Below are 1,309 nucleotides of genomic sequence, written 5' to 3' on the forward strand. Positions count from 1 at the left end.
ACCTTGAGACTGAGCTTTTCCTCGATAAATGAGGTAAGGGAGTCCATGACCCGATGTCCTGCCTTTCTGGAATTCACATAGATATTGCAGTCATCGGCGTATCGGACAAACGAGTGCCCCCTTTTCTCCAATTCCTTGTCCAGTTCATCGAGGACAATATTGGAGAGCAGCGGGCTCAAGGGTCCACCTTGCGGAGTTCCTTCTTCATTGCTTGTCACTACACCGTTTATCATGACCCCCGATTTAAGGTATTTTCGGATGAGTTTAAGAAGCCTCTTATCTTCGATTCGTTTCGCGAGTGTACCCATGAGCCTGTCATGGTTAACCTTGTCAAAGAATTTCTCCAGGTCTAAATCCACTACCCAACGCTTTCCTTCCCGAATGTATCCCTTTGCTTTCCTTACCGCATCATGGGCACTCCGGTCGGGCCGGAATCCGTAGCTGTGATCTGAAAATGTCGGATCATACACCTCGGATAATACTTGGGCAATGGCTTGTTGAATCAGACGGTCTGTCACGGTGGGAATGCCCAGTAACCGCACTCCTCCGTCAGGTTTCGGGATTTCGACCCTGCGGACAGGTTGCGGCTCGTAGGCCCCCCTTAGAAGTTCCGCTTTCAGGGATTCCCAGTGTTCCATGATATGCCATCGTAGGTGTTGTACGGGCATACCATCCACTCCATGGCTCCCTTTGTTCCTCTCCACCCGTTTCAGGGCGGTAAGCAGGTTTCCACGCGACAGGATTCGCTCCATCAACATTCGTTACACCTCTTCCACGTGAACAGTCCTTCTTCTTATGCCAGCCTCTGCTCCACCATCTTGAAGTCCCCCGTGGGATTCACCACTTCCTCCTTCAAGCATGCCTTTCGGTTATCTGTGTTCATCGCATAAAGCTGAATGCCAAGAGTCTGTTCTCTCTTAATTGTTCAGCCCTTCCCATCCATCTTAAGCTGAATGGTACTATGGCCTCTGCTGACTTCTGATGGTTCAGCTGCCCATCACTGGACAGGTTACCAAGGGTACTTGGCGTATCCATCAGACCTCCCCAGGTAAGAACGCAGTCTTTCCCTCCACCTATCCGCTCCATCTACTTGATATGGCCTTCGGCAGAAAGGGCTTTGTCTTGTTTGGCAGACTCACCCAGCCATACCCAGCCTTCTATGGAGTTCGTGTTCCTCGGACCGGAGGTTTGCCGCCCGCTTCCTTCAGATTCCGCGTCGCCGCGGACACCCTTGCGTTAAGCTAACCGTTACTTCTGCCTTCACGGCTCGGGACTTCCACCCTATAGACTGCGCCCATGCTGGGCGCAC

Annotated in this window: 1 protein-coding gene; it reads right to left on the bottom strand. The window is 51.9% G+C overall.

Annotation, left to right across the window (positions count from 1 at the left end; genetic code table 11):
- Positions 1-758, bottom strand: a 758-nt coding sequence (ltrA, locus tag AB1L08_RS22360; RefSeq protein WP_413066772.1) for a group II intron reverse transcriptase/maturase, incomplete at its 3' end; no start/stop codon positions are given.
- Between the last annotated feature and the right edge of the window lie 551 nt (positions 759-1,309).

It is taken from the genome of Siminovitchia jepli (genome assembly GCF_047228825.1).
Lineage (GTDB): Bacteria > Bacillota > Bacilli > Bacillales > Bacillaceae_C > Siminovitchia.